Source organism: Paenibacillus artemisiicola, from assembly GCF_017652985.1.
GTDB classification, from domain to species: Bacteria; Bacillota; Bacilli; order Paenibacillales; family Paenibacillaceae; genus Paenibacillus_Z; species Paenibacillus_Z artemisiicola.
Genome location: NZ_JAGGDJ010000001.1, coordinates 184,768 through 211,174 on the forward strand (window position 1 = coordinate 184,768; position 26,407 = coordinate 211,174).

Below are 26,407 nucleotides of genomic sequence, written 5' to 3' on the forward strand. Positions count from 1 at the left end.
CTGGCCGCCAAGCCGGCGTTATCTCCATTTCCGCAAGAGGTGTACGCGCATGAAATTGACCCACAGGCATCGGCAGATTCTGGAGCTGCTGCTCGGCCGGAGCGAGGAAGTGACGGCGGGCGAAATCGCCGCCGAGATCAACGTCAGCACCCGAACGGTGCACCGGGAGCTCGCGGAGCTCGAGGACGCCGCCCGGGAGGCGGGCGTGACGCTGCTTAAGAAATCCGGCCGCGGCATCCTGCTGCAGGGCGACGCCGAGCGGCTGCAGACCCTGCGCCGGTCGCTTCGCGCCTCGTCCGCCGTCGAGTATTCCGCCGAGGAGCGCCGGCTGCTCATCGCCTGCAGCCTGCTGCGGGAAGCGGAGCCCGTCAAGCTCTTCGCGCTCGCCCACGAACTCGGCGTCACCGTGCCGACGGTTACGAGCGACCTGGACGAACTGGAAGAGCCGGTCAAGCAAGCCGGGCTGATCCTCGTCCGACGGCGCGGGTACGGCGTCGGCCTGAACGGCGCCGAGGCGAACATGCGCCGGATGATTTGGCGCCTCGCCGATAATTTCCTGGACGAATCGGATTTGTTCGGGAAGGCCGATCCCGCCGCGAGGCCGTTGACGAAGCGGCTGCTCGAGCTGGCCGGCAAGCCGTTCTTCGCCCAAGTGGAGGAGGCGCTGTGGAAGGCGGAGGACGCCGGGCTGAGCGCCTTGTCGGAGCACGCCTACACGGAGCTGCTGATCCGAATCGCCATCGCGGCGGCGCGGATCGGCCTCGGCCGGCCGATCGAGCTGCGGCCGGAGCAGCAGTCCTTCCGGCAGAGCGAGCTGCTGACGGCCGTCATGGCGCATCTGGCCGAAGCGACCGGACTGTCGTTCTCGACGGCCGAGACGGCGTATATCGCCGGACTGCTGGAGCCGCGCGGGCAGCCGCATCCGAACCAGCTGCTGCCCGAGGAGGAGCTCGGCTACATGGAGCTCGTCTGGCGGCTCGTCCGCGCCATGGAGGCGCGGACGGGCGTCCCGTACAGCGAAGACCGCCTGCTGCGCGACGGCCTGCTCAGCCACCTCGAATCCGCGCTGGACCGGCTGCGGGCCGGCGCGATCATCCGCAATCCGCTGCTCGCGCAGATCCGCAAGGATTACGAGCCGCTGTATAACGAGCTGCGCGCGGCGGCGGACGAGACGCTGACCGCCTACCGCGTCCCCGAAGAAGAAATCGGCTACCTGGTGATGCATTTCGGCGCGTCGCTGGAGCGGCAGAAGCTCTTTCCCCGCAACGTCCGGGCCGTGCTCGTCTGCACGAGCGGGCTCGGCACGTCCCGGATGCTCGCCGTGCGCCTGACGAAGGAGCTGCCGCAGGTGGAGATCGTCGGGCACGCCTCCTGGTTCGAAGCGGCGCGCATTCCGGAGGAAGCGTACGACCTCATCATCTCGACGGTGGAATTGCCCCTCGGGGACGAGCGGTACATCAAGCTCAGCCCGCTGCTGACGGGGGAGGAAGCGGAGCGCCTGCGGCTCTTCATCCAGAACGTCACGCTGCGCAACGACGAGCTCGGCCGCCGCGAACAGACGGTGCCGGTCTACGGGCCGCGGGCCGACCTGCAGAAGCGGATTCAAGCCTACGTCGCCGAAATCGTCCATATTCTCGATCAGTTCCGCGTCTACCGGCTGGATCAGCCGTTCGAGGGCCTGCTCGAGACGCTGGAGGCGATGTGCGGCTTTGCGCGGCGGGCCGGCGTCATCGCGGACGAAGCGCCGGTCGCGCGGCTGCTGCTGCAGCGGGAACGGCAGAGCAGCCAGGTCATCCCCGACACGGGACTGGCGCTCTTCCACGTCCGCAGCGAGCTCGTGCGCGTCCCGTCGCTCAGCCTGTACCGGCTGGAACGGGACCTGGTGCTCGATCAGGTCCTGCCTTCCGGCGTCCGGCAAGTGCTGCTCATGCTCGGGCCGCGCGAGCTGGCGAAGGAGAGCCTGGAAGTGCTGAGCGAGATCAGCTCCTACCTCCTCGTGCCGCGCATGATCGAACTGCTGCGGGACGGCGGGGAGCAGGAGATCAAGGAATATTTATCGCAAGAGCTTGAGCAATTCCTGGAGACCAAAAAACAAAACGGATAGAATCAAAACGAATAGAGGAGAAATCTACGATGAGCATACTTTCGATCGACAAAGTGAAACTGCAGGCGCGGCCAACCGATAAATCCGACGCGATCCGCATGGCGGGCCGGCTGCTCGTCGACGCCGGACACGCGGCGGAAGGCTACATCGACAAAATGCTGGAGCGCGAAGCGACGCTCTCGACGTACATGGGGAACGGGCTGGCGATTCCGCACGGCACCGGCGACTCCAAGGAGCTGATCCGCTCGACGGGCTTGTCCGTCGTGCAAATCCCCGGCGGCGTCGATTTCGGCGAAGGCGAGAAGGCGGTGCTCGTGATCGGCATCGCGGCCGCGGGCAACGACCACCTCGATATTTTGACCAACGTGGCGATGATCTGTTCCGAGGACGAGAACATGGAGCAAATCATGAACGCGACGACGGCCGAAGAGCTGGTGCGCATCTTCGAAAGCGGGATGGAAGCGTGAGGGCGCTCCATTTCGGCGCGGGCAACATCGGCCGCGGCTTCATCGGCTTGGTCTTGTCCCGCGCGGGCTACGAGGTCATCTTCTCGGACGTGAACGACGGGCTGGTCGAGCAGCTGAAGGAGCGGAAGGCGTACACGGTGCGCCTGGCGAGCGAGCTGCAGGAGGCCATCCGCGTCGAGAACGTCACGGCCATCAACGGCAAAAACCTCGACGACGTCGCGGAAGCCGTCGCGCAGGCGGACCTCGTCACCACGGCGGTCGGCGTCAACATCCTGCCGCATATCGCGCCGGGCATCGCGAAAGGGCTGGCGTTGCGCATGGCGCGGGACGCGGCGCCGCTGCATATCATCGCCTGCGAGAACGCGATCGGCGGCAGCACGCAATTGAAGGCGCACGTCTACGCCCTCCTGACCGAAGAGCAGCGGGCGCGGGCGGAACGGTTCGCGGCGTTCCCCGATGCCGCCGTCGACCGGATCGTGCCGATCCAGCATCACGAGGATCCGCTCGAGGTCCAGGTCGAACCGTTCTACGAATGGGTCGTGGACGAATCGCAGCTGCTTCCGGGCGAAGGCCGCATCGCGGGCATCCATTACGTGAACGGGCTCGAGCCGTATATCGAACGGAAGCTGTTCACGGTGAACACCGGCCACTGCGTCGCCGCCTACTTCGGCCGCTATTACGGATTCGCGACGATCCAGGACGCGATGGCGAACGGGCCGATCGCCGCGCTGGTGCGTCACGCCATGGAAGAGACCGGCGCGGTGCTGGTCAAGCGGTACGGCTTCGACGAAGCGGAGCATGCGGACTACATTCATAAAATTTTGGACCGCTTCGTCAACCCGTACCTGACGGACGAAGTCGCGCGCGTCGGCCGCTCGCCGATTCGCAAGCTGTCGGCCGGCGACCGCCTCGTGCGTCCCGCGCTGCAGGCGCACGAGCTGGTCCTCGGCACGAAGCATCTGACGCTCGGCATGGCGGCCGCGCTGTTGTTCGATAATCCGGACGATCCGGAGGCCGTACAGATCCAGACGGATCTGCGCGAGATCGGGCTGAATCGCACGATCGCGAAATACACGTCGATCGCCGAGGAGCATCCGATCCACGCCGCGGTCGCCGCGCAATACGAGCAGCTGAAGCAAGCGAAATCCTGACGAGAGGGCGTGGGCCACAGATGAATACGACAACAAACCGATTGAGCGGCATCGCGGCGTCTCCGGGCATCGCGATCGCCAAAGCTTACAGGCTGCGGCAGGACCGCTTCGTGCCTTCGGCGGACAAAGCCGCGGATCCGGGCGCGGAGAAGGAGCGGCTGGATGCGGCCGTCGCGGCCGCGAAGACGGAGCTGGAAGGCATTCGGGCGATGACCGAGGCGAAGATGGGCGCCGCGAAAGCCGAGATTTTCGAAGCGCATCTGCTGCTGCTGGACGATCCCGACCTGATCGACGGCATCCTCGAGCGGATCGACAACGACGGCGCGACCGCCGAATACGCGCTTCACGAGACGGCGAACGGCTTCGTCGAATTGCTGCTCGCGATGGACAACGAGCTCCTGCGTGCGCGCGCGGCGGACGTCCGCGACGTCGCCGGCCGGATCATGAGCCGGCTGCGGGGCCTCGACTATGCCGCGGCATCGGCCATCAGCGAGCCGTGCGTCCTGATCGCGGAGGACCTGACGCCGTCCGATACGGCGCAGCTGAACGCGGATTACGTGCTCGGCTTCGTGACCGAAATCGGCAGCCGCACGTCCCATTCCGCGATCATGGCCCGCTCGCTCGAAATTCCGGCGATCGTCGGGGCAGGCGCCGCGGCCGGCGGCATCGAGACCGGCGCGACGGTTATCATGGACGCGGTGGAAGGAACCGTCATCGTCAGGCCGAGGGAGGACGAACTCGCGGCATACCGGGCCCGCAAAGCCGACTACGACGCGCGGCAGGCGGAGCTGCGCAAGCTGCTGCACGAGCCGTCCGTCTCCAAGGACGGCCACCGCGTCGAGCTGGCCGCCAACATCGGCAGCGTGGAGGACCTGCAGAAGGTGCTGGCGAACGGAGCCGAAGGCGTCGGCCTGTTCCGGACGGAATTCCTGTACATGGGCCGCGGCGCGCTGCCGACCGAAGAAGAGCAGTTCCAGGTCTACAAGCACGTGCTGGAGCGGATGGAGGGCAAGCCCGTGGTCATCCGGACGCTCGACATCGGCGGCGACAAAGAGCTGCCGTACATGAAGCTGCCCGCCGAGAGCAATCCGTTCCTCGGCCTGCGCGCCGTCCGGCTCTGCCTGGACCGGCCGGACCTGTTCCGGACGCAGCTGCGGGCGCTTCTCCGGGCGAGCGTGCACGGCCAGCTGAAAATCATGTTCCCGATGATCGCGGTCGCCTCCGAATTGCGGGCCGCGAAACAACTGCTGGAAGAGGAGAAGGCGAAGCTGACCGCCGAAGGACGCGCCGTGGCTGAGGGGATCGAAGTCGGCATCATGATCGAAGTGCCGGCCGCCGCGCTGGCCGCGGATACGCTCGCGAAGGAAGCCGACTTCTTCAGCATCGGCACCAACGACCTCATTCAGTACACGATGGCGGCCGACCGGATGAACGAGAACGTGGCGTATCTGTACCAGCCGTGCCACCCGGCGATTTTGCGCTTGATCCGCATGGTCATCGCGGCCGCGAAGCGGGAAGGCAAGTGGGTCGGCATGTGCGGCGAGATGGCGGGCGACCGGACCGCGATTCCGATCCTGCTCGGCCTGGGGCTGCACGAATTCAGCATGAGCGCGAGTTCGATCCTTCCCGCGCGGGCGCTGATCAAGGCGCTCTCCCGCGAGGAGTGGGCCGCGCACGCGGAGGCGATCGTGAACATGGACAGCCAAGAGACGATTCAAGCATTCGTCCATCAACATACGAGGAGCGACAACCGATGACATCCCAAACCTTTACCGTCTTGAACCCGTCGGGCTTCCACGCCCGGCCGACCAAAGTGTTCGTGCAGGCCGCGAGCGAATTTCCGTGCAAGATCAGCGTCTCGAAGGGCGGCAAAAAAGCGAACGGCAAGAGCTCGCTCAGCATGCTGACGCTCGGCATACAGCCGAACGACGACGTGACGCTGGAAGCGGACGGCGAACGGGAAGCGGAAGCCGTAGAGACGCTCGGCGCGCTGCTGACGAAGATTTTCGAGGAATAGCGGCGGGGCGGCGGATCCGCCGGCGAGTGCCCTCATTTTGCGCGCATACAGCGAGCATCGTGAATAAACGGAAAGAAACCTCCGGTTCCGGCATGCGGAAAACGGAGGTTACTTTGCGTTTCGGCGCGTCTTAGCGCGGGGCTTGGAGGGAGCCGCCGCGGGCGTCAGTCGAACGAACGATGCGACGGCCAGGAGCCTTGGAGCTTGCGGATCAGGATGATTTGGCCGGTGTGGTAAGCGTCGTGCAGGGCGAGCGAGTTAGCCCAAATTCCAAACGGCAGCCGCTGCCCGGGAAGCTGGCGCTCGAAATCGTGTTCGTTCCAGGCCGCGATGCGGTCGCGGATGGCTTGGTGCACCTCGGCGAGACGCGCCGCCGCCGCGTGCCAATCCTCCGGCTCGCCGGGCCTCGCCGCGAAGGTGTCATCGTTCGTCACGCCCGGAAGATAAGCGGTTTCTTCCCCGGTCAGCCGGCGGAGGAGCCGCTCCTTGTAAAAAATCAAATGATGGACCGTCTCCCGGATCGTGTTGGCGTGCTCGCCCGCGGGATGCCAATCCGCCTGTTCGGCGGTCAGGCCGTTCAACGCGTCCGCGAGCGGCGGATACCAGTCCTCCTTGTCATGGCAGGCATCCCAATTGCGAAGCAGCAGGTCGTTCGCGTTCATGACGAAACCTCCTCGTTTCCTTTTTCGTTTCCGAAGTTGTAACGAGCTAATGAATGATTAACGGGTTACGTTGCCAAATTTACCATGCGGGGCGCACAGCGTCAAGTAACTAGCAAGCGATCTGTTAGCATGTTACAATATCGAAAAACAACCGGGGGCTTGGCCATGCTTTGGGACGACTTTTTGAATAGTTTGCATCATGATTGGAGAGGCGACGGCGCGATCGACGATCGGCTGGACCGCGCCGATTGGCTCGCCGGCTGGCTTGGCGGTTACGGCTTGTCGGCGCCGGTGCCGCCGTCGGCGGAGGAGCTGCGCGCGCTGAAGCGGATGCGCGACGAGCTGCACGGCATGGCAGCCGGCTTTGCGGCGGGGGCGGCGCCAAGCGAAGCGGATCTCGCGACACTGAACGCCTATATGGCCGCGAGCGCCGTAGTCCGGCGGCTGACGGCGTCCGAGGACGGCGGCTTGCGGATCGGGCATATTCCGGCAGGCGATGGATGGACGGCCGCGCAGGCGGAAATCGCGGCGTCGATGGCGCGGATGATCGCGGCCGGCGATCCGTCGCGGGTGCGCATTTGCCAGAACCCGAGCTGCCTGTGGGTGTATTACGACGAGACCCGCAACCGCTCCAAGCGTTACTGCGACGATAAGATGTGCGGGAACCTCTTGAAGGTACGCCGCTTCCGCGCCAAGCGGAAGGCGCCGGACGCCCCGGCGGAGTGACCGGCCGGAAGCGGCCGACGCCGATCGGCGGCTGAACGGGACAACGAGGTTCGTTTGCGAGGCGGGCATAGTGGAGAGGCTAACGCTAAAAAGGAATTCTCCGCATGATTCTTCGGATCGCTTCCGTCCTTTCGTTCAACAGGCTCGCTTTCCGTCTGAACCGCGTCGGCGGCCGCCAACAAACGGCCAGCGTCCGGGCGTTCACGATGGCGATCCAGCTATTGTTCGACCTGCTCTTCGATTTCAAATTCAAGGGCTATCGGTACGTCGAGAAGAATTCCGTCGATTGAACCGCTGGTGGAACAGCGGCCGCCCGGCCGTCGTCGATCCGATTTTGTTCTTAGTCGTTCTCTTACCGCTGCTTCATTCAATCGCGATAATTCGGATTCCCCCTTGCGTAAGGAGTTCGAAGCGTTTATTATGGACATTATAGGTCCGTAATGGTTGTTAAGGGTCTTGGAAGGAGGAGCGGTCCCATGCAATTCTCCAAAAGCACCGGCAACGCGCTGCATGCCTTGATCCATCTGGCTCACGCGGAGTCCGGACGGCACGTGGGCATCAAGGAACTGGCCGATTCGCTAGGCGTTTCGGACAGCTATCTGTCGAAGATCATGTCCAAGCTGCGCCAGGACGGGATCGTTCGCGCGGTCACGGGCGCCAGCGGCGGCTACGAGCTCGCGCGGCCGCCGGGGCAGATTACGTTCCTCGACGTCGTGCAGGTGATCGAAGGGCGGCAGCAGCTGTACGAATGCTTGAACGCGAACGCGCTGCATCATCCGGTCGAGGGCGGCGAAGGGGAGAACGAAGGTCCGCCGCGCCATGCGGAATGCCTCGTCGAGAAGGTGATGAACGGCGCCGAGCGGGAGCTGCAAGCGTACCTGCGCCGGCATTCGATTCAATGGGTGCTGGATGCGGCGGCGGCCGCGGGCTCGCCGCAATGATTGGCAATCGGCGCCATGCGCGCTTTTAGTATGGATATTACAAGTCCGGGAGGTTGATGACTATGGGAGAGAAGTTCGAAGCGGACGTCGCGATTATCGGCGGAGGACCGGCGGGGCTGAGCGCGGCGCTGGTGCTGGGCAGGGCCCGGAAACGGGTCGTCGTGATCGATGAAGGCCGGCCGCGGAACCGGGTGACGAAAGAAACGCACGGATTCCTGACGCGCGACGGGGTCGCGCCCGGCGAGTTCCGGCGGATCGCGCGGGAGCAGCTGCGGGCGTATCCGTCCGTGGCGTTCCTCGAAGACGCTGCCGTCTCGGCGGCCGGAACGGACGGCGACTTCCGCATCGCGACGGCAGGCGGCGCGGCCGTGCGCGCGAAGAAGCTGCTGTTCGCGGTCGGGATGCGGGACCTGCCGGTCGGCATCTCCGGCTTGAACGACGTATACGGCAAGAGCGCGTTCGTCTGCCCGTACTGCGACGGGTGGGAGCTTCGGGACCGCTGGCTCGCGCTGATCGCCAAAGGAGCGCGGGCGCTGCACATGGCGAAAATGCTGGCGGGCTGGACGCGTAATTACGCGATTCTCACGAACGGTCCGCACGAGCTGACGGATGAACAGCTGCAAGAGCTATCGCGGCACGGCGTGCCGGTCTTCGACGCGCCGATCCGGCATATCGTTTCGAGCGAAGGCATGGTCGAGGCGATTCTGCTGGAGGACGGCAGGAACGTCGCGTGCGAAGGGATCTTCTTCGCGCCGAAGCTGGCGGCCGGCTCCGAGCTGCCCCGCTCGCTCGGCTGCCGGGTGACGGAAGGCGGCACCGTCGTGGTGGACGCGTTCGGCAAGTCGAGCGTGCCGGGCGTATACGCGGCGGGGGATGCCGCCTCGGAGCTGTACCAGGCCATCTCGGCCGCGGCGCTCGGCTCGCTCACCGCGGCCGGAATCAACAACGAGCTGCTGCATGACGCGTGGGAGGCCGTGAATTGAAGGTTGCGGCAACCGGATTGAAATATAACGAGCATCGCGCGGCAACCCCGCGCGATGCTCTTTTTTGCGGCGCGGATCGCGTTGCGGCTCAGACGGCGGCCGGCGGCGAGCTTGCCGGCAATGCCCGCGGCTCCGATTGAGGGCGAGCATGGCGCCGATTTCATTACCGGACATGTGCTTCACACGCCCGTGAAGAAACGAAAAAGAGGAGCCCGAAGGCTCCTCTTTCTAGGGAACAGGATGAGAGGGTTCGTTCATGGGATCTGCCGGTCGTCCGCGGCGAGGGACGATCTCCGCCAACCGGTTCACGTACGCTTGAAGCACGTCTTCCTGAAGGACCAGGCTCATGAATTTGCCCTCGCGGATGCTCTGCACGAGACCGGCTGTTTCCAGCTCTTTCAAGTGATGGGAGACGGTCGCGGCGCTTACGTTATGCGTCTCCAGCAGCATGCCGCAGGGCAGCGGCTCCTTGGACGCGCCGATCTCCTTGAGCATCCGGTAACGTCTCGGCTCGGCCAGCGCGCGCGAGATGCGGGAAAATTGCTGATCGGACAGATCGGACATGGCGGTCGACTCCTTTAGCGGGGCTGGCGTTCCGTCCCTAACCAGCAGGCCGGAAGCCTCTCCATCATAGCACAATCAAACGGCCATTGCCCGCCCAACGCGGAGCGCCGCGCTTGATCCGCCAGGCCCTGTCAACCCTCTCGGAGCGATTATTTCGCCTGCGGCGTAAACTCGGCCTGCACGTCCGCGAGATAGAGCGTGCTCAGCCCTTCGTAACCGGAATCCGTGCCGATGACGAGATACGCCTCGCCATTGGCGTTCGTCGTGACGGAGGCCTCCAGATGAATCGGCTTCAGCTGGTAGCCTTCCTTGGCCGAGTCCGGCTTGGAGGCGTCGCCGACCAAGCGCATGTCTTTGCCGTCCGTCGCCTGGTTGCCCTTGTCGAGGTTCATCCGGTAGTCGCCTTCGGTCTCGACCGCCTTCGGCTCGACGTTCACCACGCCCGCCTTGACGTAGACGGATTGGCCCGGCGAGCCGCCGATGCCGACCGAATCGGAGGCTTCGTTCGTCGCCAGCCGGAAGCCGAGCTTCACGGCGTACGCCGTATTCGGCTTCAAGCCGTCCGCGGCGCCCAGCTTTTTGACGGCGTACATGAACAGATCGTCGCTGCGGTTCATGCCGCTTAGCTTCAGGCCGTTCAGCTGCTTGCCGTCGATTGCCGGCAGCGCCGACCAGTTGAAGGCGAGCTGGTAATCCGCGTCTTCGTGCTGGACCGGCAGATCGGCGAAGCCGCCCGTCCAGCCTTGGGCGTCCTTCTCGAACGCGTAGCCGACGGATACCGGCTGCTCGGCGGAAGCGGCCGCGCGCACGACGGCGGTCTTGGACGCCGGGTTCCAGGCGATGCCGGCGCCGAGCGCTTCGGCAGCGGCGCGAAGCGGGATATAAATTTTGCCGTTTATATTTTGAACGCCGGCCGGCAGCGCGACGGTCTTGCCGCCGGACTGCAGGCTGCTGCCCTGCAGCTTGACGGACAAGCCGCCTCTGGTGAGCAGCAGGCTGCCGTTCGTCCATTGCGCGGCGGCGTTCAAGCCGAGCGCCAGCTCGCGCGCCGGCACCATCAGCGTGCCGGCGTGCAGGAAGGGCGCCTTTTGGACCTGGATTTGCCGGGTGCCGATCTCGACCAGCGTGCTGTCTTGGCGGAAGACCGCGCTGCCGCTTGCGTCTGCCGAAGCGGCGTTCGCCTGCGCGGCGGCCGTCGTGCCCGCCAGCACGGCGGAAAGCATCAGGAGAGATTTTATCGTCGGTTTCATGGATTCGCGAGCCTCCTCTGGATAGTTGCACCTCCTAGACGGGGGGCCGGTCCGAAAGGTTGCACGCCGGCGCGTTGACGCGCCCGGCGCCGGCGTATTATGATGGAGCGGACAACTCCATACCCGAACGTATAACTTCGGCGATACGGGCCGAGGGTCTCTACCAGGAACCGTAAAATCCTGATTACAAAAAGCGCAGCCATGCTTCTTTGTAGTCGGGATTTTTTGCGTTCGCGGCTGTTAACGGGTTCGGGATTTACAAATACTTATCGTTAAGGCAGGGTGAATCCAATGGAACAAACGAACCGATTGAAACGCCTCATCGAGGTCGCGGCGAAGCGCGAGCCGGCCGATCTCGTCATCAAGAACGGCAAGATCGTCAACGTCTTTACCGGCACGGTCACGGAAGGCGACGTGGCGATCGCGGACGGCCGCATCGCCGGCATCGGCGCGTACGCGGGGAAGGAAACCGTCGACGCGGGCGGCCGCCATATCGCGCCCGGGTTCATCGACGGCCATGTCCACATCGAGAGCTCGATGCTGACGCCGCGCGAATTCGCGAAGGTGCTGCTCCGGCACGGCGTGACCGCCGCCGTCACCGATCCGCACGAGATCGCCAACGTCGCGGGCACGGACGGGCTCGACTACATGCTGCGCAGCGCCGAAGGGCTGCCGCTCGACATCTTCGTGCTGCTGCCGTCCTGCGTGCCGGCGACGCCGTTCGAGACGAACGGCGCCCGGCTCGAAGCGGAGCAGCTGGCGCCTTATTACGGGCATCCGAAGGTGCTCGGTCTCGCCGAGGTGATGAATTTCCCGGCCGTCGCCGGCGCGGAGCCGGGGATGCTGGGCAAGCTCGCGGGCGCGGAAGGGCGGCATATCGACGGCCACGCGGCGGGCATCGGCCGCGAAAGCTTGAACGTCTACGCGGCGTCGGGCATCCTCACGGACCACGAATGCGTCACCGCGGACGAAGCGCGGGACCGGCTGGAGCTGGGCTTCTACCTCATGATCCGGGAAGGGACGGTCGCCAAAAACCTCGCCGCGCTGCTTCCGGCCGTCACGCCGCGGAACGCGCGGAGATGTCTGTTCGTCACCGACGACAAGCTGCCGGGCGACCTGATCGAGGAGGGCAGCGTGGACCATATCGTCCGGCTGGCGATCCGTTCGGGCCTCGATCCGGTCACGGCGATCCAGATGGCGACGATCAACGCCGCGGAATGCTTCGGGCTGCGCGGCAGAGGCGCCGTCGCGCCGGGCTACGCGGCCGATCTGCTCCTGCTGGACGACCTTGAGGAGGTCCGGATCCGGGCCGTATACAAGGACGGGGTGCAGGTCGCGGAACGGGACGTCTTGCGCGAAGAAGCCTTTCCGCTTCCGGACGCCGGCGAATCCGGCGACCGGCCGTCGTCCGTCGCGGCGCTGCGCGTGAAGCCCGTCGCGCCGAAGGATCTGGAGCTGCCGCTGAACGGCGCGCGCTGCAACGTCATCGGAATCGTGCCGAACCAGATCGTCACGCGCCGGCTGCTCGAAACGGTCGACGTGCGCGACGGGCGGTTCGCGCCTTCCGTCGCGAAGGATCTGCTCAAGCTGGCCGTCGTCGAGCGGCATCACGCGACCGGCAATATCGGGCTGGCGATTGTCAAAGGGTTCAAGCTGCGCAAAGGCGCGCTCGCCTCGACCGTCTCGCACGACTCGCATAATCTCGTCGTCGTCGGCGCCTCGGACGAAGACATGCTGGCCGCCATCGCGCATCTCGCGGCCTGCGGCGGCGGGCTTGCCGTCGTCGCGGACGGGCGCGTGACGGCGTCGCTGCCGCTGCCCGTCGCCGGCTTGATGTCCGACCGGCCGCATGACGAGGTCTACGCCGGGCTGCGGGCGATTAAGCGAGCGTTGGCCGACATCGGCGCGCCGGACGACTTCGATCCGTTCCTGACTCTGTCGTTCCTGACGCTGCCGGTCATCCCGTCGCTCAAGCTGACCGACCGGGGTCTCTTCGATTTCGAGGCGTTCGGGCATATCGCGGCGGAAGCGGGCGGGGCGGAAGGACCCGGCGCGGGCTAGCCGTCGTGAGACGGGGGCATGAAAAGGAACGAACGCGGTGCGAACGGCCGCCTGAACGTGTATACTGGGAGATAACGGAAATTCGGACGAGGCGAGGAGGAAGACGGAAGGATGAAACCGATACGGACGACGAAGCGGGCGCTGCGGCGCCTGCTTCTGGAACGCCAGCTGCTGCTCGGCCCGCCGGCGAAGCGCGCCCGTTCCGCGGCGGAGCTGCGCCGGCACGTCGTCGCCGCGCTGGAAGCGCTCGAATGCGTGCAGATCGATCCGGTGGCCGCCGTGCGCCCGAACCAGCATTTGGCGCTCGCCGCCCGGATCGCCGGCTACGAGCCGCGCGTGCTGAACGGACTGCTGCGGGACAAGGAAGCCTTCGAATATTTCGCGAACGCCGCCTGCATCATTCCGTTGAAGGATTACGCGATGTTCGAGCCGGTCCGGCAGCGGATGCGGGCGCGCACGAGGGACGCGATCGAAGGGCTCCGCTCCGTCGTCGACGACGTGCTCCGCAAGCTGGAAGCCGAAGGGCCGCTCCCGGCGAAAGCGTTCGAATCCGAGGAGCGCGTGCACGGCTACTGGGACAACGTCGCCGCCAAGACGAAGGCGACGTCGCACGCGCTCAATTTGCTGATGGACGCTTCGTTCATACGCATCGTCGGCCGCGAGGGGAACCAGCGGCTGTTCGATGTATCGAGCCGTAGCGTGCCGGAGGATCTGCTGCGGGAAGCGGAGACGATCGGGCCGGAGGAGGCGTCCGACCGGATGCTGCGCAAATACTTCCGCGCGTACCGGGTATTCGAGCCGAGCGACGCGCGATTCGGCTGGCAGCGGTTCGGCGCGAGCGAGCGGCGGGAAGCGCTGGAGCGGTACGTGCGGGCGGGCGAGGCCGCGCCCGTCGAGATCGACGGCTTGAAGCAGCCGTACTTCATTCTGACCGAGGATGCGGAGCTGCTCGAACGGCACCGGGAGGCGGAGGAAGGGCTGCGCGAGGACGAAGGACCGGTGCGCTTCCTGCCGCCGCTCGACAACTTGCTGTGGAGCCGGAAGCGGCTCGAGGATTTGTTCGGGTTCGCGTACCGGTGGGAGATCTACACGCCCGCGGTCAAACGGACGTACGGCTATTACGCGATGCCGATCCTGGCCGGGGACCGTTTGATCGGCCGGATGGATCCGCGCCTGGACGCCAAACGGAAGCATCTGACGGTCGAGCTGCTGCACATCGAGCCGGAGATCCGGTATACCGCGAAGCTGAGACGGAACGTCGAACGGGCGCTGGACGCATTCGCCCGCGCGCACGGCGCGGAGACCGTGTCGGTCGAGCGGCAGGCGATCGGGCAGGCCTTGCGTCCGTGACGGCCGGTTCAGCGGGGAGAGCCACAGCGATTGTGGCTCTTTTTGCGTTCGGCGGATTTTTTTGCGCGGGCAAGGGAACATTCGAGCTTCGGCGTTGTCTAGTCTATGGAAGGGGAGGGCGGCAAAGTGGAGGACGATTATCTGAGGCACGTCACGCGGCTGAACCCGCCCGAAATCGACGCGCTCGTCCGGCATTATTGGCATGACGTCTGGCAGTACGCGTATTTTCTCGTGCGGAACGAGCATCTGGCGGAGGACATCGCGCAGGAGACGTTCATCCGGGCGTTTCGGGCGATCGAGGCGTTCCGCGGCCAATGTCCGGTGAAGAGCTGGCTGTTCAAGATCGCCCGCAACACGGCGTTCAATTTCCGCAAATCGGCGTTTCTCTGCCGGGTCGTGCTCGCGGGGCAGCCGCCGGATACGCGCCGCGCGCCGTCGGCGGAAGCGGAGTATTGGGACGGCCGGCGGACGGACGACGTCTGGGCGGCCGTGCTGGACTTGCCGCGGGCGCATCGGGAAATGCTCATTCTCCACGCGCATTACGGGCTGACGTACGCCGATCTGGCGGAGGTGCTCGGCGTCGGCGAGGGCACGGTCAAGTCGCGGCTGCACCGCGCCAGGGCGAAGCTGGCCAAACGAATGAAGGAGGCGATTGCGCATGACGACGGGACGTAATCGGGAGGATACGGCTGCTGGCGATCCATGGCTTGCCCGGATGCGGCAAGCCGCGCCGGTCGCGGAGAAGCGCAACCCGCCGGAATGGCGCATCGCCGAGATTCAGCGGGAGACGGCTGCCCCCGAGCGGGCGGCCGCGGCATCGAGAAGGGGATGGCTGGTCTGGTCCGGCGCCGCGCTCGTCTTCGCGATGTTCCTGTTCGCGCTTGCGTACGCGTACGACATGCCGGGCGGCATCGCGGATTGGCGCTATTCGCGCGCGTCGGGTCTTCAGGGGACCGCGCATATCCCGCTCGAGCGGACGCCGGAGGAAGCGGCGCGGAAGGTCCGGGACATTTCGACCATGGACGTGGTGCATCGGGAAAACGTGAACGGCGGAGCGCTCTTATTCGTTAATTGGAGCACGAAGCCCGGCCAAGTCACCTTCGGCGTCGAATTCGTCCGCAAGTCGTGGCTGGGGTGGAAATGGGTGACGGGCGGGCAGTACGGGTTTTCGGGCGCCGGCGTCGACAGCCGAAAGGCGGATTATATGAGCTTGCCGGCCGCGAAAGGCCTTCCCGCGCCGGCGATCCTATTCGGCCAGCTCCTGTCGCCGGACATCGCGAACGTGACGGTCACGATCGGCGGACCGGACGGCGGCGACTATGCGGCGAAGATCGTCCCGTACGGCAGCGAAGGGCGGCGAATCTGGTTCGCCGTGCTTCCGCGGACGGCCGCGGCGCCGTACGGCATATCGGCGACCGGCGCGTCGGGCAGCGCCGTCGCAGGCATCTCGTTCGACGACCCGACGAAGTTCGGCATCCTCCCGCTGGCCAAGGGGCAAACGCTATCCCGGCAGCCGTAGCCGCGAACAATGCCCTCATTTGCATGGGGTTGCCGATACTAGCAGGCACGATTAGCCGAGCGTGCATCCTGCGAGGGCCGGAAGCCTTCCGCCCTATGGCGGAAGGCTTCTTCGCGTCGGCGCATAGGACAACGGTCCTCCGCCATACGATGGTAGAAAAAGCACGCGCGGCGCGCGGCCCGACCGGCGCCCGCGCCGCCGCGTGCCGGCAAGAAGGGAAGCGTGGAGCGATGGAAACCGTCGGCAAAGCCGTACCGCGCGTCGAATCGCGGGAGAAAGTGTCCGGTCTCGCCAGATACGCGAACGACTGCCAATCGCCGGATCAGCTGCACGGCTGGCTCGTGACGAGCCCGTACGCCCATGCCCGGATCGTCGCGATCGACTGCGCGGCGGCGCGCGCGTTGAGCGGTGTACATGCCGTGGTGACGGGCGAAGATTACCCCGTGCTGACCGGCAATTTTTTGGCGGACCGGCCGCCGATCGCCTTCGGCAAGGTCCGTTATTTCGGCGAGCCGGTCGCGGTCGTCGTCGCGGAGACGGAACGGCTGGCCAAGCACGCCGCGTCGCTGATCCGGCTCGAGCTGGAGCCGCTGCCCGTCGTGCGGTCGCCGAGCGAGGCGTTGAAACCGGACGCGCCGCTCATCCATGAAGAGCTGGGCGCGTACCGGACGTTCGGCGGCGCTCTGCCCGTGCCGGGCACGAATATCTGCAACCGGGTCCGCATTCGCAAAGGCGACATGGAAGCCGGCTGGGCCGCCAGCGAGGTGACGGTCGAAGGGAGCTACGCCTTCAACACCTCCGACCATGCCGCGATGGAGCCGCGCTGCTCCATCGTCGAGGCGATGCCGGACGGCACGATCGAGGTGACCACGTCGACGCAGGATCCGTTCATCCTGAAGCGGCTGTTCAACCGCTTCTTCGGTGCCGACCAAGCGAAGGTCATCGTCCGCGCCCCGCTCGTCGGCGGCGGATTCGGCGGGAAAGGCTCCGTGTTCCTGGAGTACGTCGCGTATCTCGCCTCGCTTGCCAGCGGCGGGCGTCCCGTTAAGATCAATAACACGCGCGAAACGGACATCGTCAGCGCTCCGTGCCATATCGGCCTGGAAGCGCGGGTGAAGCTCGGGGCGACGCGCGACGGCAAGCTGACGGCGGCGGAATTCACGCTGCTGTTCGACAACGGCGGCTACGCCGACAACGGGACGATCGTCGTGCAATCGGCGGCGGTCGACTGCACCGGGCCGTACCGGATCGACAACGTGCATTGCGACGCGCTCGCCGTCTATACCAATCATCCGTACGCGACGGCGTTCCGGGGCTTCGGCCATCTCGAGAATCATTTCTGCATCGAACGGACGATGGATCTGCTCGCGAAGAAGCTCGGTCTCGATCCGCTCGAGCTGCGCGCGCGCAACGCGATCTTGCCGGGCGACACGACGCCGACCCAAGCGCCACTGAACCGCAGCAACCTCGGCGATCTCCCGGCTTGCATCGCGAAGCTGAAGCCGCTGATCCGCTGGGACGAAGGCGACCGCGTGGCGGTCGACCGCGACCGGATTCGCGCGAAAGGCTACGCCTGCATCTGGAAGACGTCGGGCACCGAGATCGATACGGGCTCCGGCGCATTCGTGACGTTCAATCACGACGGGTCCATGAACCTGAGCGTCGGCGCCGTCGAGCTCGGGCAGGGCAACCGGACCGTCATGGCGCAGCTGCTGGCCGAACGGATGCGCGTGCCCGTCGACCGGGTGCACGTCATGCTCGCCGTCGACACGCAGGTGACGCCGGAACATTGGAAGACGGTCGCGAGCTGCTCCACGATGAATGTCGGCCGCGCGGTGCTGGACGCGGCGGACGACGCGGCCGGCCAGCTCAAGCGCAACGCTTCGCTTGTCCTGGGCGTGCCGGAGGGCGAGCTCGACTACGACGGCGGCTTCGTGTTCGTCCGGGCGGATCCCGATAAGAAGCTCAGCTTCGCCTCGCTCATGAGCGGCTATATGGACGCGAACGGCAGCGCCATCGGGGAGCCCGTCTTGGGCCGCGGGCGTTTCCGGGTACACGGGCTGACTACGATCGACCCCGAGACGGGCAAAGGCGTTCCAGGCGAGCAATGGACGGTCGGCGCCGAGGCCGTCGAAGTGGAATTCGACACCCGCGATTGCACGTACCGGCTTCTTAAGGCCGTCTCGGTCATCGACGCGGGGAAGGTCATCAACGAAGGGACGGCGCGCGGGCAAGTGACGGGCGGCATGAGCATGGGGCTAAGCTTTGCCTCGCGGGAGAGCTTCCAATACGACCCGAACGGCGTCGTGCTGAATCCGCAGCTGCGTGCCTATAAGGTCATCCGTTACGGCGAGACGCCGGAATACGTGGCCGCTTTCGTCGAGACGCCGTACGCGGATGGTCCGTACGGCGCGCGCGGCATTTCGGAGCACGGGACGATCGGGATGCCCGCCGCGCTGGCGAACGCGCTGTCGGTCGCGGCGGGCGTCGAGCTGAACCGGCTGCCGCTCACGCCGGAGACGATCTGGCGCTGCGCCGCCGGGAAGGATTGATCGGAAGCGAAGGCGGGTCATCCGGACGGAAGCGCACGGAGCAGCAACGAAAAAAGCCCGCGGAAGCGGGCTTTTCGGCGTTGCGCGGGCTAACGCCGCGGCTGCGCATCCGGCTGCGGTTTCGGCGTCTCTTCGTCCGCGAAAACGAACCGGCCGCCGCGGGAAGGCGCGATCCCCGCGAGCAGCAGGGCGGCGGCCGCGAACGCGAGCAGCAGCATCGGCACGGTCCAGTTGCGGACGGCGTCGTGCAGGAGTCCGAACAGGAACGGGCCGACGGCCGCCAGCAGATAGCCGGCCGATTGCGCCATGCCCGAAATTTCGGACGCTTCCCGCGCGGTTCGCGTCCGGAGGCTGAAGAACATCATCGCCAGGCTGAACGAAGTGCCGCCGGCGATGCCGAGCACGATGACCGATGCGGCGGTCATCGCGAGCCCGCCGTTCGCGAGCGTCAGGCCCGCGAAGCCGGCGAAGTAGAGGCCGCACGTCAGGACGAGCAGCACGAGCTGGCTCGACAGGCGCGCGGCAACGATCGGCACGAGGAACGCGAACGGAATCAAGCCGATCTGCAGCAGCGACAGCATGTATCCGGCCTGCGAGTCGGTCATGCCTTGATCCAGCAGCATGTCCGTCAGCCAGGCGACGAAGACGTAGAAAATGAGCGACTGCAGCCCCATGAAGAGCGTAATCTGCCAGGCCAGCCGCGAGCGCCAGACGGAGCGCCGCTTGCCCGCCGGGTTGCCGGAAACGCGTACGGCCTTGGCGTTATGCTTCAGCTGCGGGATCCAGAACGCGGCGGCGATCAAAGTGACCGCCGCGATCGTCAGGAAGGTGCCGCGCCAGCCCAGCGCCGTGCCGTCCGCGATGGGCACGCTGACGGCCGACGCCGCGGCGGCGAAGACGTTCATCGCGATCGAATAGAGGCCGGTCATGAGGCCGATTCGAAGCGGGAATTCCCGCTTGATCAGCGCGGGCAGCATGACGTTGCCGGCGGCGATGCCGAGACCGGCGATGACCGTTCCGGCCGCAAGGGCGAAGGCGCTGCCGCCTTCTCGGGCCAGACCGCCCGCCAGCATGGCGAGCAGCGCGCCGAACAGCATGGCCTCCATGCCGAACCTGGCCGCGAGGCGCGGCACGAACGGGGAGAGGGCGGCGAACGCGAGCAGCGGCAGCGCGGTCAGCATGCCGGCAAAAGTGCCCGAGATCGGCATATCCTGCCGGATCCGCTCGATCAGCGGACTGAGCGACGTGATCGGCGTGCGCAAATTCGCGGCGATCAAGAGGATGCCGGCGAGCAGCAGGGCGGCGCTGCGGCGCGGCTGCGCGTCCGCGTCCGAGAGCGCCGCAGGGTAGGTTCGTTGGTTCATGATGGTCAACACTCCATGCGAGTTATATTTGAAGCGGGCAATTCATTAATCGTTCTTGGCGGCCGAGACGTCGGCCGACCGGGTCAAATCCCGAACCAGGCTTTTGTTCACGGCGATGTAGGCGTCGACTTCGGCGGCGGCCTGGCCGGCGTTCCGCGCTTCGATCGCCTCCAGCAGCCCGGGATGGCCGACGAGGGAATCGCTGCCGAACTCCGTCGAGCTCGCGATGGACAGCTGGATCTCTTCGAACAGGTTGGCGTAAATATCGGTCATCAGCGCATTATGCGCGGACGCGACGATCGCCCGGTGGAGCAGCCAGTCCGCTTTGACGAACCGTTCCAGGCTCTGCGCCCGGAACGCCGCCGTGCAGAGATCGCGGCACCGGCGGAGCTCGGCGAGATCCTCGTCCGTCCGGTTCAGGCACGCGAGCGCGGCGGCCTGGCGGTCGAGGGCGTGGCGGACCTCCATCGTTTCCAGCACCGTCGAATGGCGGATCCGCTTCCGCAAGATCGCGTTCAGCTCGCTCGTCGCCACGACGAACGTGCCGTCGCCCTGCTTCGTCTCCAGCAGGCCGACGTGGACCATGGCGCGGACGGCTTCGCGCAGCGTATTGCGGCTGACCCCGAGCTGCTCCATCAGCGCGGTCTCGCTCGGAATGCGGCTGCCAAGCAGCCATGTCCCCGATTCGATCATCCGTTCCATCTCGGCGTACGTCTGGTCGGCGAGCGAGGTACGGGTAACTTTGTTCAGCAAAATGGCGTCTCCTTTCGTAATGAACGAATGCTATAATGCGCGATGAATCAAACGTAGGATGTTTGGTTGATTGGGTATGCACCCCATGATACGCCGGCCGCTCTGCTTTGTAAAGCGCCCCGGCTAAAAAATACGGCCGTCAGCGGATAAACTCCGAATGGATTGTGTAAAATTAAATAGGGCGTTATACTAGGTGGCGCGAGGCGTTTACACGGGAAGGAGTGGAGGGTCATGGCGGATAACGAAGGGGCGTTCGGCATCGACGAGATGCTGTGCTTCGCCGTCTACGCGGCATCCCGGGAGCTCACGCGCCTGTATCGGCCAACGCTGGAGAAGGTCGGCTTGACCTATCCGCAGTACTTGGTCATGGTCATGCTCCGACAGCACGGGGAGAGCAGCGTTACGGACATCGGCGAGAAGCTGCTGCTCGATTCCGGCACGCTGACGCCGCTGCTGAAGCGGCTTCAGGAAGCGGGGCTGATTTACCGGAGACGTTCGCAAGGCGACGAGCGGAAGGTCGAGGTCGGATTAACGGAACAAGGGCTGGCGCTAAGCGAACGAATCAAGGACGTGTCCAAGGACTTGTTTACCGAGCTGTGCAAGACCGAAGAACGCTACTTCGAGCTGTTGAACTCGGCGCGCGCGCTGCTGCGGGACGCGCATGAGCTCGCAAGGCGGGAGTAAACGGAAATAAGGAGCAGCCGGCAGAAGATTCTGCGCGGCTGCTCCTTATTTATGCGGCTATATTGAGGAAGATGTTGAAGGGTGGCCTTACTTGTCCGTCCAAGCTGCTTCGTCTATTCGGATCCGGCTTCAATTCGGCGTATCCGATTCGGCCCGTGTTGGCGCGGTTTCTTATCCGATCCTATCCGCCAGGGCGGATGTTACAGAAGGGCCGCGACGTCCTTCTCCATCTGGGACGGCTTCTCGGCGGAGCCGAACCGTTTCAGCACCTTGCCGCGGCGGTCGACGAGGAACTTCGTGAAGTTCCACTTGATCGATTTGGAGCCGAGCACGCCGGGCGCGGCTTCCTTCAGATGCCGGAACAACGGATGAGCGTCGTCGCCGTTGACGTCGATCTTCCCGAACAGCGGGAAGGAGACGCCGAAGTTGATTTCGCAGAAGGATTCGACTTCTTCGTTCGAGCCTTTCTCGCCGCTGCCGAACTGGTTGGTCGGGAAACCCAGCACGACGAGACCGGCATCCTTGTATTTGGCGTAGAGCGCTTGTAGTTCTTTATATTGAGACGTAAACATGCAGCTGCTCGCCGTGTTGACGATAAGCAGCACTTTGCCTTCATAGTCGCGGAGCGATTTCGTTTCGCCGCGCACGGTCGTTGCTTGGTAATCGTAGATGGACATATGCGATCTCCCTCTCATCGTGTTTTCTCAAATTAAATTGTGCACAATGTTTATGTGACGCTTCTGAGTATAACGCCGTATTAGGCTTTCGTCAATTATATTTTTCACAATTTAATTTTGCGCTAAATGCAGGAAACCGACAACGCGGAATTACGCTGCTGGCTGTTTGCCAATCTTGGGAATCGAATGTGCACGAACGGATGGGATCACCGAATCCGGACACATCAAAAACCCCCGATGCGGCGATCGGGGGTTTGGCTTTTGGGGTGGTCAGGCGCGCGGAACGGCGCTCAGTTCCTTATCGATAAAACGTCGGATCCGGTCAAGCACGGCATCCATCGCATCCGGGTAGAGCTTGCGGAGCAGGATGCCGCCTTCAACGGCGGAGAAGAGGAACAGCGCCGCTTCGCGCGGCTCGATCCCGGGCCGCATCTCTCCGCTTGCGATGCCGTCCGCGATCGTCGCTTCGATGAACCCGAGGATGTCGTCCATTGCCGCTTTCGCGCGGCCGAAGAGCGGCCCGGAGACGGCTTCGGCCTCGATCACCACGTTCGCGATCGGGCAGCCGCCGGGATAATCCATCAGGCAGTACGCCTCGATGTACGTCATCAGCCGTTCGACGGAGCCGGGAGGCGCGGCTTCCAGCCGATCCCGGATGATCGCCTCGACGGCGCGGCAGTTGTGGCCGAACGACTCGAGCGACAGCTCCTCCTTGTCGCGGAAATGATTGTACAGCCCGCCCTTCTGCAGCCCCGTCGCTTCCGTGATTTCCGACAGCGGGGTAGACAGATAGCCCCGTTTGTTCAGCAGCAGGGACGTCGTTTCGATGACGTGCTGCTTCGTTCGTTCGCCCTTTCGCATGCGATTCCCTCCGTGCTTGCGCGTTTCCCAACATTGTAAGCCCGGAGCGGCGGCAAGTCAACGGTTAAAGACAGACCGTTCGTTTTCTTGAAGGGGAAACGCGCATGCATCGCCTGCCCTGATTGTCATATGCAAGCAATCGAGTCGACGCGAGAGGGTTCGTGACCGGCCGCTTCACGATGCCTCCTATTTCGCTTTCTCCCGGCCGCCGAACCGGCCGAAGCGCGCGCGGCGCACGTCGCGGTCGTCGGCGCGGCCGCGTTTTTGCGCGTATACGAACAAGTCCGTGATCAGCTTCGCCACGACGACGACGACGACGTACAGCAGGAACAAGTAGACGTAATTCATGCCGTTCAGGATGGCGAACAGATCGGCGGACACCATGATCGGCTTGACGACGAACGCGAACAGGGCGGACATGAGGACGGCGTACAGGTAGTAACTTTTGCCTCGGTTTACCGTCCATTGATAGAGCAGCATGTAGGTCACCGGCACGATGGACGTGTCCAGCGCCAAGCTCACGGGGAGAAACGGCATGAATTTGTAGGGATAATTCGTTAAGCCGTGCGTCGTCGTGGCGAGGTCGCTATAGTGGAACCACGCATGGACGTTCAATCCGTAGAAGCCGATCAGCAGCGCCTTGGAGCGATCGAGATACGCGTACAGCACGATCAGCGGCACGATCAGAAGCACGAGCAGCAGCCAGAACTGCCAAGTTCCCATGTTCGAATAGGAGGTCCAGTAGTCGGACATCGCATCGGTCGTATCCGTCAGCATTCGGACGGTCTTGCGAAAGGCGCTCTCTTGCTCCGTCGTCACCGTTTCCGCCCCCTTTACCTTGGTTTTGATGTTAGGCTTCCCCCCGCAGGAGTCGAAATATGTGAGATCCCCGTCGTTTTTTCAAGCCTGCCGAAGGGCGGGGGCGGAAGGCGGCGCCTGTTGCTCCGACGCGGATTGTGAGCTACAATGAACGGGCATTCCCATTCGCCATATAAGGAGAGCCATCCTATGTTTCATACCGAACGATACGATGGAGCGCGGGAGGAGCAGTACGACCTCGTGATCCGTCAGCTGCAGGCGCTGCTGGAGGGCGAACCCGACCGGATCGCCAACCTGTCCAACGCTTCGGCGCTGCTCAATCAATTTCTGGACCGCATCAACTGGGTGGGGTTCTATCTCTATCGCGACGGCGAGCTCGTGCTCGGACCGTTCCAAGGGCTGCCGGCCTGCGTCCGCATCCAACTGAACCGCGGCGTTTGCGGGAAAGCGGCGAGCGAGCGGCAAACGGTGCTCGTCCCGAACGTGCACGAATTCCCCGGGCATATCGCGTGCGACGCGGCCTCGCAATCCGAAATCGTCGTGCCGATCGTTAAGAACGGCGAGCTGCTCGGCGTCCTCGATATCGACAGCCCGGAGCTCGAGCGCTTCGACGAGACGGACCGCGCCGGCTTGGAACGCTTCGTCGAAGAGCTCTTGCGGCATCTGTAAGCTAGACGAAAACCCGCCGAACGATCGGCGGGTTTTCCGTTTTTGCTCTTGCGCTTGCAATGCGGGACTTTGGTCCTGTTTTCGGATTGAAGGGTTTATCTCGCCCGGACAAGGGTAAATAGAACATGTGAGCGGATGTTGCTCGCAAGCGATCAACCTGAAGGAGTGATTCGTAATGGCACAGCATGATGGCAAGATGAGCCGTGAAGAAGCAGGACGGATGGGTGGAGAAGCGACCGCGAGGACACACGACAGGGAATTTTACCAGGAGATCGGCGCCAAGGGCGGCAAGTCCAGGGGCGACGAGCGAAGGGACGACGGCAAAATGAGCCGCGAGGAAGCCGGGAGGCTGGGCGGCGAAGCAAGGGCCAGGCAACGGGACAGGTAATAGGCCCGTTCAGGCCGCGGCGAAACGGAGCGGCTGGGCGCGGAGTCCGACGCAGATCGTGCTCGAGTTAACGCGTTGTTTGAGTTCATAGGGTAAGATTTCATGCGATCCCGTCATTCACCCATAAACAAGAAGCGAGCAGCCGCACGTGACGGCTGCTCGCTTTTTTTTAGGTTCGGCGCGGCTTAGGCGGATTGGTCCATGAGCGCCTCCCGGTAGGGGCGGAGCGATTCCGCGACAATCGCGCCGAAGAACGCGCCGTCGCGCTCCGGCAGCAGCGCCTCCGCGTACCGCCAGGCGTTCTCTTCGATCCGCAGCGCGGTCTCCAGACGCTCGCGCTCCGTGGTTCCGCGCTCCAGCGCGTCGACGAGCGCGGGCAGCTCGCCGTCTTCCGCATGGCCGAGCTCGTGGGCCAGGATGACGGCCGCGTACTCCCGCAGCCGTTCAGCCGAACCGAACAGCTGCATGCACTGTTCGGCGATCACGCCGCGGTACAGCGTGACGGCGTGGCTGCGCATGGCGTATTTGCCGCCGATCAGCCGGCCTCCGGGAAAACGGTCCTCGACCGCGACCGCGGCGCGGCTCCCTGATTTGGCGATGAGTCCTTCTATGATGTCTTCGTACGACCCGAGCGGCAATTCCTTCACCGGCCTTCCTGGATGAATAAGGCAATATGGATGCTATTATAGAGAACCGGCCGCGATCCGTCAACGATTGGGGCAGCGGCGGAGCGCGTCCGTGCGCGTCTGCCGTCCGCCCTCCGACGAAGGGGATCGGCGAAACGCCCTGCGTCGCGAAATAGTCGTTGACAACGGTTGATTTGAATGGTTAAATAAAAAATGAACGGTCTGTCTTTTTTATATTCGCCCGCTAGTTTTCTTGTTCTCTGATTCGTTCTGAAGTTGATTCCCGGCTTCACCGCACCAAACATTCTTTCATTTCCGGAGGTTTAACGATGAGCAAAGTATGGTTTATTACGGGTACGTCTTCGGGCTTCGGCCGCCAATTCGTGGAGCAGCTGAGCGGTACCGGCGACAAAATCGTCGCGACCGCGCGCAACCTGGACGACATCGCCGATCTGCAAGCCGCCTCGCCGGACAACGTCCACGTCGCCGCGCTCGACGTTACGGACAAGGCGCAAATTCAAGCCGCGGTCCGGGAGGCGGTCGAACGCTTCGGCCGGATCGACATCGTCGTCAACAACGCCGGCTACGGACTCTTCGGCATGCTGGAGGAATATACGGACGAGCAGATTCGCCGCCAGTTCGACGTCAACGTGTTCGGGATGCTGGACGTCATCCGCGAAACGCTGCCCGTGTTCAAGCGGCAGGGATCCGGCCACTATGTGAATCTCTCCTCGGTCTTCGGGGTGTGGGCGATCCCCGCTTTCAGCCTTTACGCCGCATCCAAATTCGCGGTCGAAGGCTTCTCGAAGGCCATGGCGGCCGAGCTCGCGCCGTTCGGCATCCGCACGACGATCGTCGAGCCGGGCATTTTCAAGACGGAATTCATGGGCGGATCCATGAAGCAGGCCGACCGGCTGCCGGAATACGCCCCGGTCTACGAGGCGTTCGACAAGAGCTACGCGGCGGTCCATAAGGGCGAGCAAAGCAAAGCGGTCGAAGCGATCATCGCGATGATCGACAGCGAGAATCCGCCGGAACATTTCCCGGTCGGTTCGACGGCGACGTTCGGCATCCGGGACCAGCTCGGCAAGCGGATCGAAGAGGCCGCGGCTTGGGAGCAGGTTTCGCTGCTCGCGGATTGAACGAACGAGAGCCGTCACGTTCGCGCTTAAAGATCCTCCAGGCATGCGCAAGCGGCCGTCCCTGCCGAAGGGACGGC

General features: G+C 64.4%; 28 protein-coding genes and 1 riboswitch. Of the genes, 19 read left to right on the forward strand and 9 right to left on the reverse strand.

Annotated features, from left to right (window positions below; all coding sequences use genetic code 11):
* Positions 1-49 precede the first annotated feature (49 nt).
* Genes I8J29_RS00815 through I8J29_RS00835 form a run of 5 tightly spaced genes read left to right on the forward strand, consistent with a single transcriptional unit; the run spans position 50 to position 5,739 of the window.
* Positions 50-2,104 (forward strand): BglG family transcription antiterminator, encoded by a 2,055-nt coding sequence (locus I8J29_RS00815; protein WP_208845690.1) that lies wholly within the window; start codon positions 50-52, stop codon positions 2,102-2,104.
* Positions 2,105-2,133: 29 nt separating this feature from the next.
* The gene (locus I8J29_RS00820) at positions 2,134-2,571 is read left to right on the forward strand and encodes a PTS mannitol transporter subunit IIA (protein ID WP_208845691.1); all 438 of its coding nucleotides are present in this window, start codon (positions 2,134-2,136) and stop codon (positions 2,569-2,571) included.
* The gene (locus tag I8J29_RS00825; RefSeq protein WP_208845692.1) at positions 2,568-3,722 is read left to right on the forward strand and encodes a mannitol-1-phosphate 5-dehydrogenase; all 1,155 of its coding nucleotides are present in this window, start codon (positions 2,568-2,570) and stop codon (positions 3,720-3,722) included. The genes I8J29_RS00820 and I8J29_RS00825 overlap by 4 nt, the downstream gene beginning before the upstream one ends.
* A gap of 20 nt (positions 3,723-3,742) precedes the next feature.
* On the forward strand, positions 3,743-5,479 hold the full coding sequence (gene ptsP, locus I8J29_RS00830) for a phosphoenolpyruvate--protein phosphotransferase (RefSeq protein ID WP_208845693.1): 1,737 nt from the start codon (positions 3,743-3,745) through the stop codon (positions 5,477-5,479).
* Positions 5,476-5,739 carry an HPr family phosphocarrier protein gene (locus I8J29_RS00835; protein ID WP_208845694.1) on the forward strand — a complete coding sequence of 88 codons (264 nt, stop codon included), beginning with the start codon at positions 5,476-5,478 and terminating at the stop codon, positions 5,737-5,739. The genes ptsP and I8J29_RS00835 overlap by 4 nt, the downstream gene beginning before the upstream one ends.
* 164 nt (positions 5,740-5,903) lie before the next feature.
* Here I8J29_RS00835 and I8J29_RS00840 read toward each other — a convergent pair whose 3' ends face one another.
* Positions 5,904-6,401 carry a DinB family protein gene (locus tag I8J29_RS00840; RefSeq protein ID WP_208845695.1) on the reverse strand — a complete coding sequence of 166 codons (498 nt, stop codon included), beginning with the start codon at positions 6,399-6,401 and terminating at the stop codon, positions 5,904-5,906.
* A gap of 165 nt (positions 6,402-6,566) precedes the next feature.
* Between I8J29_RS00840 and I8J29_RS00845 the strand changes: the two genes are divergently transcribed.
* The 5 genes from I8J29_RS00845 to I8J29_RS00865 all read left to right on the forward strand — a co-directional run bounded on the left by I8J29_RS00845 (position 6,567) and on the right by I8J29_RS00865 (position 9,191).
* The gene (locus I8J29_RS00845) at positions 6,567-7,127 is read left to right on the forward strand and encodes a CGNR zinc finger domain-containing protein (RefSeq protein ID WP_208845696.1); all 561 of its coding nucleotides are present in this window, start codon (positions 6,567-6,569) and stop codon (positions 7,125-7,127) included.
* 104 nt (positions 7,128-7,231) lie between these two features.
* Positions 7,232-7,417, forward strand: a complete 186-nt coding sequence (locus tag I8J29_RS00850) for a hypothetical protein (RefSeq protein WP_208845697.1) — start codon at positions 7,232-7,234, stop codon at positions 7,415-7,417.
* Between the two features lie 186 nt (positions 7,418-7,603).
* Positions 7,604-8,068: an RrF2 family transcriptional regulator gene (locus tag I8J29_RS00855; protein ID WP_208845698.1), complete on the forward strand. Its 465-nt coding sequence runs from the start codon at positions 7,604-7,606 to the stop codon at positions 8,066-8,068.
* A 62-nt stretch (positions 8,069-8,130) separates the two neighbouring features.
* Complete coding sequence (locus I8J29_RS00860) at positions 8,131-9,051, forward strand: NAD(P)/FAD-dependent oxidoreductase (protein ID WP_208845699.1); 921 nt, start codon at positions 8,131-8,133, stop codon at positions 9,049-9,051.
* Complete coding sequence (locus I8J29_RS00865) at positions 9,048-9,191, forward strand: hypothetical protein (protein WP_208845700.1); 144 nt, start codon at positions 9,048-9,050, stop codon at positions 9,189-9,191. Before I8J29_RS00860 ends, I8J29_RS00865 begins: the two co-directional genes overlap by 4 nt.
* Before the next feature lie 88 nt (positions 9,192-9,279).
* Here the strand turns inward: I8J29_RS00865 and I8J29_RS00870 are convergent, their stop codons facing one another.
* The gene (locus I8J29_RS00870) at positions 9,280-9,615 is read right to left on the reverse strand and encodes an ArsR/SmtB family transcription factor (protein WP_208845701.1); all 336 of its coding nucleotides are present in this window, start codon (positions 9,613-9,615) and stop codon (positions 9,280-9,282) included.
* A 149-nt stretch (positions 9,616-9,764) separates the two neighbouring features.
* Complete coding sequence (locus I8J29_RS00875) at positions 9,765-10,865, reverse strand: copper amine oxidase N-terminal domain-containing protein (RefSeq protein WP_208845702.1); 1,101 nt, start codon at positions 10,863-10,865, stop codon at positions 9,765-9,767.
* A gap of 129 nt (positions 10,866-10,994) precedes the next feature.
* Positions 10,995-11,053: riboswitch (purine riboswitch) on the forward strand.
* 103 nt (positions 11,054-11,156) lie between these two features.
* Between I8J29_RS00875 and ade the strand changes: the two genes are divergently transcribed.
* The 5 genes from ade (at position 11,157) to I8J29_RS00900 (ending at position 18,347) form a co-directional block, all read left to right on the forward strand.
* Positions 11,157-12,926: an adenine deaminase gene (ade, locus tag I8J29_RS00880; RefSeq protein ID WP_208845703.1), complete on the forward strand. Its 1,770-nt coding sequence runs from the start codon at positions 11,157-11,159 to the stop codon at positions 12,924-12,926.
* Positions 12,927-13,037: 111 nt separating this feature from the next.
* The gene (locus I8J29_RS00885) at positions 13,038-14,276 is read left to right on the forward strand and encodes a DNA glycosylase AlkZ-like family protein (RefSeq protein WP_208845704.1); all 1,239 of its coding nucleotides are present in this window, start codon (positions 13,038-13,040) and stop codon (positions 14,274-14,276) included.
* A 126-nt stretch (positions 14,277-14,402) separates the two neighbouring features.
* Positions 14,403-14,951, forward strand: a complete 549-nt coding sequence (locus I8J29_RS00890) for an RNA polymerase sigma factor (protein ID WP_208845705.1) — start codon at positions 14,403-14,405, stop codon at positions 14,949-14,951.
* Positions 14,935-15,795: a hypothetical protein gene (locus I8J29_RS00895; RefSeq protein ID WP_208845706.1), complete on the forward strand. Its 861-nt coding sequence runs from the start codon at positions 14,935-14,937 to the stop codon at positions 15,793-15,795. Before I8J29_RS00890 ends, I8J29_RS00895 begins: the two co-directional genes overlap by 17 nt.
* A 230-nt stretch (positions 15,796-16,025) precedes the next feature.
* Positions 16,026-18,347: a xanthine dehydrogenase family protein molybdopterin-binding subunit gene (locus I8J29_RS00900; protein WP_208845707.1), complete on the forward strand. Its 2,322-nt coding sequence runs from the start codon at positions 16,026-16,028 to the stop codon at positions 18,345-18,347.
* 89 nt (positions 18,348-18,436) lie between these two features.
* Here I8J29_RS00900 and I8J29_RS00905 read toward each other — a convergent pair whose 3' ends face one another.
* Positions 18,437-19,711, reverse strand: coding sequence for a CynX/NimT family MFS transporter (locus I8J29_RS00905; protein ID WP_208845708.1), 1,275 nt, complete (start codon positions 19,709-19,711; stop codon positions 18,437-18,439).
* A 45-nt stretch (positions 19,712-19,756) separates the two neighbouring features.
* Complete coding sequence (locus tag I8J29_RS00910; protein ID WP_208845709.1) at positions 19,757-20,464, reverse strand: FadR/GntR family transcriptional regulator; 708 nt, start codon at positions 20,462-20,464, stop codon at positions 19,757-19,759.
* A 231-nt stretch (positions 20,465-20,695) separates the two neighbouring features.
* Here I8J29_RS00910 and I8J29_RS00915 point away from each other — a divergent pair, with 231 nt between their 5' ends.
* Positions 20,696-21,148: a MarR family winged helix-turn-helix transcriptional regulator gene (locus I8J29_RS00915; RefSeq protein ID WP_208845710.1), complete on the forward strand. Its 453-nt coding sequence runs from the start codon at positions 20,696-20,698 to the stop codon at positions 21,146-21,148.
* A gap of 200 nt (positions 21,149-21,348) precedes the next feature.
* Here the strand turns inward: I8J29_RS00915 and I8J29_RS00920 are convergent, their stop codons facing one another.
* From I8J29_RS00920 to I8J29_RS00930, 3 genes are all read right to left on the reverse strand, one after another.
* Positions 21,349-21,825, reverse strand: coding sequence for a glutathione peroxidase (locus tag I8J29_RS00920; RefSeq protein WP_208845711.1), 477 nt, complete (start codon positions 21,823-21,825; stop codon positions 21,349-21,351).
* Between the two features lie 270 nt (positions 21,826-22,095).
* The gene (locus I8J29_RS00925; RefSeq protein ID WP_208845712.1) at positions 22,096-22,686 is read right to left on the reverse strand and encodes a TetR/AcrR family transcriptional regulator; all 591 of its coding nucleotides are present in this window, start codon (positions 22,684-22,686) and stop codon (positions 22,096-22,098) included.
* A gap of 186 nt (positions 22,687-22,872) precedes the next feature.
* Positions 22,873-23,505 carry a CBO0543 family protein gene (locus I8J29_RS00930; RefSeq protein WP_208845713.1) on the reverse strand — a complete coding sequence of 211 codons (633 nt, stop codon included), beginning with the start codon at positions 23,503-23,505 and terminating at the stop codon, positions 22,873-22,875.
* 189 nt (positions 23,506-23,694) lie between these two features.
* Between I8J29_RS00930 and I8J29_RS00935 the strand changes: the two genes are divergently transcribed.
* Both I8J29_RS00935 and I8J29_RS34120 read left to right on the forward strand, forming a co-directional pair.
* Positions 23,695-24,174: a GAF domain-containing protein gene (locus I8J29_RS00935; RefSeq protein WP_208845714.1), complete on the forward strand. Its 480-nt coding sequence runs from the start codon at positions 23,695-23,697 to the stop codon at positions 24,172-24,174.
* Positions 24,175-24,349: 175 nt separating this feature from the next.
* On the forward strand, positions 24,350-24,562 hold the full coding sequence (locus tag I8J29_RS34120) for a KGG domain-containing protein (RefSeq protein WP_208845715.1): 213 nt from the start codon (positions 24,350-24,352) through the stop codon (positions 24,560-24,562).
* 185 nt (positions 24,563-24,747) lie between these two features.
* On the opposite strand, the gene I8J29_RS00945 is transcribed toward I8J29_RS34120, so the two are convergent.
* Positions 24,748-25,209 (reverse strand): hypothetical protein, encoded by a 462-nt coding sequence (locus tag I8J29_RS00945; RefSeq protein WP_338113000.1) that lies wholly within the window; start codon positions 25,207-25,209, stop codon positions 24,748-24,750.
* A gap of 308 nt (positions 25,210-25,517) precedes the next feature.
* Here I8J29_RS00945 and I8J29_RS00950 point away from each other — a divergent pair, with 308 nt between their 5' ends.
* Positions 25,518-26,330 carry an SDR family NAD(P)-dependent oxidoreductase gene (locus I8J29_RS00950; protein ID WP_208845716.1) on the forward strand — a complete coding sequence of 271 codons (813 nt, stop codon included), beginning with the start codon at positions 25,518-25,520 and terminating at the stop codon, positions 26,328-26,330.
* Positions 26,331-26,407: the final 77 nt, after the last annotated feature.